This window comes from Cryobacterium sp. MLB-32 (assembly GCF_000738085.1).
Classification (GTDB): Bacteria; Actinomycetota; Actinomycetes; order Actinomycetales; family Microbacteriaceae; genus Cryobacterium.
The window spans coordinates 26,721-36,336 of record NZ_JPRS01000017.1 but is presented as its reverse complement, the minus strand read 5'-3'; the positions used below and the strand labels follow the sequence as shown (position 1 = coordinate 36,336).

8 protein-coding genes are annotated in these 9,616 nt (G+C 66.4%); 2 read left to right on the top strand and 6 right to left on the bottom strand.

Translation table 11 applies throughout. The annotated features are described in order from the left end of the window. The 4 genes from JF66_RS22125 to JF66_RS03735 form a co-directional block, all read right to left on the bottom strand. Positions 1 to 165: alanine racemase (locus tag JF66_RS22125; protein ID WP_369797943.1), on the bottom strand; the 165-nt coding region annotated here is incomplete at its 3' end. Positions 166 to 278: 113 nt separating this feature from the next. Further along, entirely contained in the window at positions 279 to 767 is a 489-nt protein-coding gene (locus JF66_RS03745; protein ID WP_035875401.1) for a DNA alkylation repair protein, read from the bottom strand. A gap of 26 nt (positions 768 to 793) precedes the next feature. After that, positions 794 to 3,160: a P-loop NTPase fold protein gene (locus tag JF66_RS03740; RefSeq protein ID WP_035875398.1), complete on the bottom strand. Its 2,367-nt coding sequence runs from the start codon at positions 3,158 to 3,160 to the stop codon at positions 794 to 796. Positions 3,161 to 3,552: 392 nt separating this feature from the next. Continuing rightward, positions 3,553 to 4,530 carry an NAD(P)H-quinone oxidoreductase gene (locus JF66_RS03735; RefSeq protein ID WP_035875395.1) on the bottom strand — a complete coding sequence of 326 codons (978 nt, stop codon included), beginning with the start codon at positions 4,528 to 4,530 and terminating at the stop codon, positions 3,553 to 3,555. A 260-nt stretch (positions 4,531 to 4,790) separates the two neighbouring features. Here JF66_RS03735 and JF66_RS03730 point away from each other — a divergent pair, with 260 nt between their 5' ends. Then, complete coding sequence (locus JF66_RS03730; protein WP_035875392.1) at positions 4,791 to 6,422, top strand: diguanylate cyclase; 1,632 nt, start codon at positions 4,791 to 4,793, stop codon at positions 6,420 to 6,422. Between the two features lie 38 nt (positions 6,423 to 6,460). Here JF66_RS03730 and JF66_RS23475 read toward each other — a convergent pair whose 3' ends face one another. After that, positions 6,461 to 7,006 (bottom strand): hypothetical protein, encoded by a 546-nt coding sequence (locus JF66_RS23475; RefSeq protein WP_051973088.1) that lies wholly within the window; start codon positions 7,004 to 7,006, stop codon positions 6,461 to 6,463. Between the two features lie 179 nt (positions 7,007 to 7,185). Continuing rightward, a complete protein-coding gene (locus tag JF66_RS03720) occupies positions 7,186 to 7,977 on the bottom strand; it encodes an IclR family transcriptional regulator (RefSeq protein ID WP_035875389.1) in 792 nt (263 codons plus the stop codon). Between the two features lie 152 nt (positions 7,978 to 8,129). Here JF66_RS03720 and JF66_RS03715 point away from each other — a divergent pair, with 152 nt between their 5' ends. Beyond that, the gene (locus tag JF66_RS03715; RefSeq protein WP_035875386.1) at positions 8,130 to 9,446 is read left to right on the top strand and encodes a YjiH family protein; all 1,317 of its coding nucleotides are present in this window, start codon (positions 8,130 to 8,132) and stop codon (positions 9,444 to 9,446) included. The last annotated feature ends 170 nt before the right edge of the window (positions 9,447 to 9,616 follow it).

The following is a 9,616-nucleotide window of genomic DNA, read 5'->3' as shown; positions in this document are numbered from 1 at the left end:
CACGGCGCCGTGGCCGTAGGCATCCGCTTTCACCACGGCCATCAGCGCGGCGGGGGCGGCGAGCGCCGCGAGGTGGCGCACGTTGTGCCGGATCGCGTCGAGGTCGATCACCGCCGCTCGCTCGGGAAGGCGTTCGGTGGCGGTGGCAGAGGCGGCAGATTTCACACGATGCAGCCTAGCCCTCGGTCGACCGCAGGCACAGGTGCCGACTGGTGCTGTTGCTCAGGTGTTCAGTCGTTCAGGTGTTCAGTTGTTCAGTTGTTCAGGCGTTCAGCTGTTCAGTCGCGCTCGCCGCTCGCGAGCTGCGCCGCGCGTCGCAGCGACGGGTCGCCGTCGTGGGCCCAACGGTCGAGAGCAGCATCGGCGCGGGCGCGACCCTGGCCGGTCAACCCCCGCACGACCGGGAGCACCACGTCGAGCGCGAGCGGATCGACCAGGGCGACCAGGCCGGCGCCGCGCAGAAAGCCCTCGATGCGCGTGAGGTCGGTGTTGTCGAGCAGGGCCCGGTTCGACTGCAACAGCACGATGGCGGCGAGGCGGCGCTCGAACACCGGCCCGCGCCACAGCTCGGAGCTGAGCGCGGTCACCTCGTCGTGCGTCATTCCCGGGTAGCGCCGGGCCACGTCGCGCACGGTGCCCCGCACGGCTCCGACGGACGCCCCGTAGAACGTGAGGGAACCGCCGAGCCGCTCCCGGGCCTCATCCGCTCGTTCCCAGCTGCCCTCGTTCTGCAGCGTGAGGTCCACGAAATCGCCGGCGTCGCTCATTCCCCTATTCTGCCCGCCGCCCGGCATCAGTCGCTGTCGGAGCTCGCTCCCACTCGAATACCCGTGCATTCGCGCACCTGCGCCGGGGTGAGCGGCCCCCAGTCGCTGCTGGCGACCACGGAACTGACCTCGGGCGAGGCGAGCAACGCCGCGATCGGCTCCGGGGTTCCTCGATGGTTCGGATCGATGTCGTCGGGGTGGGCACGCAGATGGTCGGCGAGCATCGGCCAACGAATCTCCACGATGGTCCAGAGCGCGAGCGGCGTCGTCTGCAACGGGATGCCCTCGAGAGTGCGCAGCGACTGCAGGGTGCCGTAGGTGTGCACGAACAGCTTGATGCTTCTCGGGTTGGGTTCGAGCAGCTTCCAGTACCGCCCGAGTTCGTGCCGGGCGCCGGTTTGCAGCGCGGTGTCGGAGAACTTCACCGCCGCGGCGCCGCGCACCTTCATGCGGGTGTCGGAATCGGTCAGGGTGCTCGCCTTTTCCGCGGCCCGCGAGATCTCGGGCGCCGTCGTGGCGTTGTTGACTTCCTCCGTGATCTCCTTCTCCAAGCTCTGCTGCTGAGCGGATGTCTGCGGCGCCCCGCGGCCGGACAGCAGCGAGTCGAAGAACGCGCGCTTGGACTCCTCGGTGATCGACGGAAGGCGCACCTGCAGCTGGAAGATCTTCTCGAGAAAGAGGTAGCCGAGTGGTCGGCCGGGCACATCGGTGATCTTCACCGTGCCGAAGTGGCTCTCGTAGCTCGAGCGGATCCATTGTCCGTCGGCCGCCACAAACGCGTAGGGGCCGGGAGGGCGCTTCTTCGTCGTGGTCGTGGATGCGCGACCGCGCGGGTGCTCCGGAGGCTCGCGCACGAGGGTCTGCACGACCTCCAGGAAATCGATGATGTATTGCTCCTCGCAACGGTCGAGGTCGTCGATGAGAAACACGACCGACTTCGTGGTGCGCAGCAGAGTACGCGTGAACAGCTGCTGTACCTCCCCCATCGGGTTCGCGCTCTTCGCCACGAAGGCCTCGGCCGAACGACGCGATTCCGGCACGATGAAGCCATAGGCGGCAGCCACACCTGCCCAGCCCAGGGTGACGAGGCCAATGATCTTGCCGATGGAGTTGGCGATTTCCCCACCTGCCGCGACGTCGAAATTGAAGACCAACAGGAATACCAACACGGCGACGAGCGCGGCCACAGCAGTGACGAACGCCACGGGTCGGGTTTGGATGACGTCCAGGCGACTCCGTGCCCGAGCGAGCATGCCGTGCGCGGCATCCGCTTCGATCGCCTGCCGCAGGGCGTTATGGAGCGTCCACCACTGCACTCCCACCTGCTGCTCGCGCCAGGCATTCACCTTCACAATCAGAAAATCACTCTGCAGCTCGGTGGCGAGAAACTGAAAAAGCGAGCTCTTGCCCGAGCCCCAGGCCCCGTCGATGTGCACGAGGAACGAGTTGGTGTCTTCCTTGGCCATATTCCGCAGCCGGGTGGCGAGGGCCTTTGCCAGAAACCGGCGGCCCAGCAGGTCATCTGACGCGGGGGTGTCGGATGTCCACTTCGTGCGGTCGGCCTTTGTGTTGCGGGGTAAAGCGGCGGCACGCGTGCGCAGGTCCATCAGGAATCCGCCCGACATCAGGTCGTCTTCAAGGGCTTCGTCGAGTTCCGCGAGGCCGAGCACGATCATCTCGACGCCGACCTCTTCGCCGACCTCTTCGCCGACCTCTTCATCGACGTCGAGGTCGCCGTACAGCGCGGCCACCCGCTCGAGCCAGCTCTCCACGGATTCCGTGGGCCCGGCCTTCATCCTGAGCCGCACCTGCCCGAACAGTGCGCCGAGCATCCCCGAGTAGTGGCGGAGCACCTCCGCAGCGAGCACGGCTGCGGTCACGGTTTTCGTGGGGCCCAGTGCATCGCGAGCGCGTTTCACGTCGGGCGAGAAAGAGGCGCGGCGCCTGGGGCCCTCGGTTTCGGAGGTCCCTGCATCGGGCGTTGCGTCCGGGTCGTGGGGTGCCTCGGTACCGGCGGATCGGGTGCCAGTCGACCGGGTGCTCGGGGAAGCCTTCTTCGATGCGGATGGCCGCTTGCGCGAGGACGCTCGCGTGTTCGACGCCCCGCTCGACTCGCTGGGTGGCGCCTCGTCGGAAGATGCCGGCGACGGCTCCGAGGCGAACTCGGACGCGAACTCGGACGCGAACTCGGACTCAGGCTCGGCCGCGGTGTTCCCGCCGTCGGCGCTGAGGTCTTCAAGTGCCGAAATGGCGGTTGCGAGCCCCAACCCCAGCTTGCGCAGGCGACCGGGAAGTTGGCCGCGCGGCGTCTTCTCCACCGACCGAAGAATGGCCAGCGCGATATCGGCCAGGCCCACGACGGCAGGCGCGCCCGCCGCGAGGTGGGCTGCCATGCGTCGCCGAACAGCTCATCGAGGGCGGCCGTCTGCCTGGCTAGTGCCGGTGGAGTCTCCAGCCCGAGTATCCCGGTGAATTCGTCGTGGCGGAATCCGGCGGCGGCGAGTTCGTGGGCGATGCGCGGGTCGAGCGTCGCGAGCGCCCATAAAGCCGTCGAGCGAGTGATCTCAAGGCGATCACTCGACCCCGCCGCCATCCGTTGCCGTTGTGCGGCCGCCGCAAACCGTTCGAAACGGGCGATTTCGGCTGAGGGTTTGTGACCGGCCGCCACGATGAGTTGTTCGAGAGTTCTGGGGGCGTCCACGAAACCTCACTCAACCGCGATCGCAGCGGGCCGATGCTGGTGCTGGGATCGTAGGCCCGGCTCCCGCGCCGGTCAAGGTCCGCGCTAGGGAACGAGCAGGATCTTGCCCACGTGTGCGGACTCGTCGAGGCGACGGTGCGCATCCGCCACGGTGTCGAACGAGTAGATGCTGTCGATGACCGGGCGGAACTGGCCCGATTCGATCCAGGGGGAGACCGCCGCGTGCACGGCCCGAATGATCTCGGCCTTCTCCTCGAGCGGTCGCGAGCGGAGGGTGGTACCCCAGTAGCGACCGCGCTTCTGCATGAGGTGGAACGGATTGAAGGTGGCCGGTTCGCCGCTCTGGTTGGCGATCACCATGATGCGTCCGTTGGTGGCGAGGGCCGCGATATTGCGTTCGGCGTAGGAGCCGCCGATGATGTCGAGGATCACGTCGGCACCGTGCCCCTGCGTGGCGGCCATCACCTCGGCCACGAAGTCCTGTTCGCGGTAGTTGATGAGGATGTCCGCGCCCAGGGCCTCGCACACGGCGAGCTTGTCGGCCGACCCGGCGGTCACGGCCACCCGAGCGCCCACCATCCGGGCCAGCTGAATCGCGGTCGTGCCGATGCCGCTCGTTCCGCCGTGCACCAGAAGCGTCTGCCCGGGCATGATCTCGGCGCTCATGAACACGTTCGACCACACGGTGGCGAGTGCCTCGGGGAGAGCGGCGGCCTCGACGAGGTCCATGGTGAGGGGAACCAGCAGCGCGAGGTCTTCGTGAACCACGGCCTCCGTGGCGTACCCGCCGCCGGCGAGCAGGGCGCACACCCGGTCGTGCACGTCGAACCGGGTCACGTCGTCACCCACCTCGGTGACCACTCCCGACACCTCGAGTCCCGGCCACTGGGGAGCATCGGCGGGGGACGGGTATGTACCCTGACGCTGAGCGATATCCGCTCGGTTCACGCCGGCCGCCGCGACCTGGATCCGGATGTCCCGGGGCCCGATCACCAGGTCGTCAACCTCGGTCAGGGTGAGGTTTTCCGGTCCGCCGGGTGAGGTCACGATGATTGCATGCATGCCCGCAGCCTACGCGCGGAGTTCCCCCGAACGCCATCGGCATCCGTGCGTGAAAATCAATATGGCGAATTGCCAGAAAAATACCGACAGAACGACCGGTCTAGCCTCCTTTAGGTGCTTATGCTTTCCCTGTGGCTCGAATTCTTCAGGCCGCCGGTGGGGGGATGCCGTCATGCGAACATCACTCGGCTCACTCTGGGCCGCAATCAGCTGGGGGGCTGTACATGATGAGACCGGACAATGATGTCGAGGAGTGCGCTGTGACGAACGTCGACGCGTTGCTTCAGAGCAGCAGACAGTCCAGCGACGACGGGCAGCACCGGCTGGGGGCCGGACAGGCCGAAGACGCCTTGGCCGCACCGAGCGCGACGGCATTGCAGCGCGCCCAGGCCCGCGAGCTGCTCACTCTTCACCGTCTGCGCCTCGGGGATTACCAGGCGTGCGTGCAGCAGGGGCTGCTGGCGTTGGAATACTTCACGGAGCACGGCGACCTCCTGGCCCAGTCGAAGTTGCATTGCACCCTGGCGTTGGCGTTCACGGACACGTCCCTCAACGAAACTGCGCTGCGCCACGTGTTGGGCGCGCTCGGTGCGGCCAGAGCCTGCGGCAACCCCGTCGCCGAGTTCTGGGCGCTCAGTCGCTCGTCTCTGGTGCACGGGGCGATGGGCGATCCTGCTCGGTCGGTGGATCTGGGCACGCAGGCGCTCTCCGTGGCCCAAACCCTGAACGATCAGGAAACAAATTTTGTCGCCCTCAACAACCTGGGCGACACCTACCTTGTGATGGCACAGGGGCTGATCGCAAACGACGAGGATGCCGGCGAACCGCTCACAGAGGCTCTGACGCTCATGACGGAGGCCGCTGCACTGGCACAGGTGCAGGGGAACCCTTTCAACGAGGCTCTCGCGTGCTCCAATCTCGTCAGCATCCTGATCAAGCTGGGACGCCACGACGAGGCTCGCGAGCACGGACGTCAGGGCAAGACACTCAGTCGAGCGCACGGGTACCGCAGCCTCGAGATCGACATCGATGCCCAGCTGGCAGACCTTGTGCGGGCCGCCGGCCGGTTCGATGAAGCCACCGCGATGATGGAAGCCCAGCTCGCGGACCCCGACATTGATGAAGAGCCGAAGCTCCTCGCCAAGCTTCATCGATCCCTGTTCGAGATGCACAAGGCCGGCGGGCGGTTTCAGCAGGCACTCCACCACCACGAGAAGCTGCACGCGGTCATGCTCGCCACGACGGTGCAGACCGCCGGGCTCCAGTCCCAGATGCTCATCAACACGATCGAGATGGAACATGCCCGACACGAACTCGAACGCTCGCAGCTGGAAGCCAAGATGGCTCGCATCCGGGCCGAGGAGCTCGACGACCAGGCGCACACCGACCCCCTCACCCACCTGTCGAATCGCCGGGCGCTCGACCGTGAACTTCCCTGGATGATGGGTCTCGCCGAGCGCGGCGTGCAATCACTCTGCGCCGCCATGATCGATTTGGACCACTTCAAGCAGGTCAACGACAGCTTCGGGCACGGCACGGGTGACCAGGTGCTCACCATCCTCGCGGCGATGCTGCGCACCATCACCCGCGGCACCGACCTGGCCGTGCGCGTGGGAGGGGAGGAATTTCTGCTCGTCTTCTCCGACACCTCGATCGACGCGGCCGCCCAGGCCTGCGAGCGTCTGCTCGCCTCCGTGCGCAGCTACAACTGGCACGATGTGGCTCCGGGTCTGGTCTGCACGGTGAGTGTGGGGCTGGCCGAGCTCGAACCCCACGAGACCGTGTCGGCGTGGCTTGCCCGGGCGGATGCCGCTCTCTACGACGCCAAGCACGCCGGCCGCGACCAGATCGCCATGGCGGCCCGCGACCTGCTGGTACCCGTCGCTCCCTGACCCCGCCGCCGCCCGCTGGTCGAGCCTGTCGAGACCCCTCAGGCAGACGACCCGAATTGCCCCTCCGTGCGGGCGTACGCGTCAGCCAAGCGGGATGAGGCGGCCCGAGCCGAACGAATGATCTGCACGATCAGGGCCACCAGAGCGGCCGTGCTGACCAGATACAGGACGACACCCCACGGAGCATGATCGCCGCCCGAGATCATGAACGTGTCTGCGAGGGACATGCCGGGCGCGAAGGCCACGAACATGTGGCCGGGAGCGGCGAAAACCAGGAGCACGAGGTAGGCCGCCACCACCAGGTCGGTTCGGCTGCTGCGCCGCGCGAGCGCCGTCACGAGAACGACCGCTGCCAGAACCACCCCGATCGCACCCCAACTGAGAACCCAATCGGCGGTGAGCGATTCATTGGCGTGGACCATATCAGCCCGGATCTGTTCCAGAGTGGACCCCGGCACAGCGGCCAGCGGGTTCCACACCAGTATCTGCAGCACACCGGCGATCGAGTACGCGGCAACGACCGCGAAGCCCCACCAGGCGGCTGCGGCGGCGCGGCGTGGCTGTTCCGTTTCCGTGTTCCCCATAGAGCCAACCTATCCGCGTTCCGCCCATCGTGAGCTGACGGACCCTCGCCGCACCGTCTCCGGCGCGAGCCGCAGTGGGACACCATCCGCCGGTCGAGGCGCGAGGCACGAGCGACCGAGGCCACGTGGGACGTGCTGCGGTGCCGGGCCCGGCTTGTGGGTAGCGTGCGGGATCTGGACTAGGGGTTCCAGCCGAGGCGGTGGCTCAACTCGCGGGCGGCGAGCTGGAGTGCGTCGAGGATTGAATCCTGCACGAGCGCCTGTGCCGGGCCCGGCAGAGTGGGGTCCGCCTGCACCGTGTACGCGTGGGTGATCGCGATGGCGGCCACGATTCGTCCGCTCCGGTCTCGCACCGGCATGGCGACAGACGCGAGGCCTTCCGTCACCTCACCGAACTCGCGTGCGAAGCCACGTCGACGCACGTCGTCGAGCCGGTTCAGAAACTCGGCGTGTGAGCGTGGTCCCCTGCCGGTGCGCTGCACAAAGGCGTAATTGGCGGGAAATAGCGCCTGCAACTGATCGTGCCCGAGGCCGGCAAGGATCATTCTTCCCGAAGCGGTGAGATGGGTGGGGAGACGAACGTCTTTGGCCGTGACGAGGGGGGCGCGGGACCGCGCCGTCTCTTCGTGAATGTAGAGCGTCTCGTGGCCGTGCAGAACAGCGAGGTGCGCTGATTCTCCGACGGCCATGACGAGTCGTTCCAGAACGGGGCGTCCGAACCGGGCCAACGGCACGTGGATGCCGAATGCCTGGCCGATTTCGAGTGCCGCGATGCCGAGGGCGTAGGTCTTCAATTCGGGCAGGTGGGTGACGTAACCGAGGGTCTGCATCCCCCGCAGGAGGCGAAATGTGGAGGAACGCGGCGAACCGATGGCGCGGGCGATCTGCGCGGCAGGCACGGGGTTCGCCTGGGTGGCCAGGTAGCTCAGAACCCGCAGGGGACGGAGCGATCGGTCGGTGCTGGGGCTCATGAAGGTTCTGCTTTCCGGGCAGAATCTCATATCTGAGACTGCATCCGCCGCTCTTACATTGTCCCCTGATGTGGGTTCACGGTTCGATGGACGTACGTAGAAAGGCCGGGGGGCATCCGTCACCCTGCCGACGCAGGTGTCAGGAGACAACGATGACCATGACCACCGAGGTCCCGAGAACCCGCACCCCGGGCATGTGGAGGCTCTTTGTCTACAGCGGCATAGGGGCGTTCATGTTCTTCGTTCCTCTCACGATCGGCGGCACGAGCACGATCATGCTCGACCACATCGTGACGTTCCTGCAGTCGAGCATTGGCCCGGTGCTGCCGTATTACGCACTCGCCATCATCCTGGCCGGCGCGGTGTATCCCTTCGTGACGGGAAGCTGGAAGACATCCGTCGTCAATACGGTGTTCTCGCTATTCAAGGTCGTGGGTCTGGTCGTCGGAGTCATGATGGTCTTCCGGGTCGGCCCGGCCTGGCTGTTCGATCCGGACATGGGCCCGTTCCTCTTCGACAAGCTGGTGATTCCCGTCGGGTTGCTCGTGCCGATCGGAGCCGTGTTTCTCGCGCTGATGGTCAGCTATGGACTGCTGGAATTCATCGGCGTGCTCGTGCAGCGGGTGATGCGCCCCATCTGGAAGACCCCGGGGCGATCGGCCATCGACGCGGTCGCCTCTTTTGTGGGCAGCTACTCACTGGGGCTGCTCATCACGAACCGGGCCTACAAGGACGGCAAGTACACCGCCCGAGAGTCGGCGATCATTGCCACCGGGTTTTCCACCGTCTCGGCCACCTTCATGGTGATCGTCGCCAAAACTCTCGATCTGATGGGCCAGTGGACGGCCTACTTCTGGGTGACGTTCCTCGTGACCTTTCTCGTGACGGCCATCACGGTGCGCATCTGGCCGCTGAACAGCATCCCCGACACGTACCATCCCGAGGCGACTCCGCAACCCGAAGACACTATTACCGGCAAACGGTTCTCGGTGGCCTGGGCGCAGGCTCGGGAATCCGTCGCCGCGGCCCCCTCGCTCGGAGTCAACGTGTGGCGAAACGTGCGCGATGGGTTGCTGATGGCGATGGCGATCCTCCCCTCCATCCTCTCCATCGGGCTGCTCGGGCTCGTTCTGGCCACCTACACGCCCGTCTTCGACTGGCTGGGCTACCTGTTCTATCCCTTCACCTGGGCGTTGCAGCTGCCGGAGCCGATGCTCGTGGCCAAGGCCAGCGCCGTGGGCGTGGCCGAGATGTTCCTGCCGGCGCTGCTCGTGGCGGGGTCCGTGCCGGTCGTCAAATTCGTCATTGGAGTGGTGTCGGTCTCCGGGATCATCTTCTTCTCGGCGCTCGTGCCCTGCATCATGGCTACGGATATCCCGATTCCGGTGTGGAAACTCGTGGTGATCTGGTTCCAACGCGTGGTGCTGACCCTCGTGATCGTGACGCCGATCGCGTTCCTGCTGTTCTGAGGCGGGGCGGGGTGGGGCTGCCTCGGGTTCGAGGCGGATGCTGTCGGCCGGTGGCGCTTTCGGAGAAGTAACGCTGGGGTGCGAGGTACGAGCGATCGGGACTGGGTGGGCGGGGAGGAAGCGCCGGTCGAGGCGAGAGGTACGAGCGATCGCGCTGGTCGGGCGCTTCG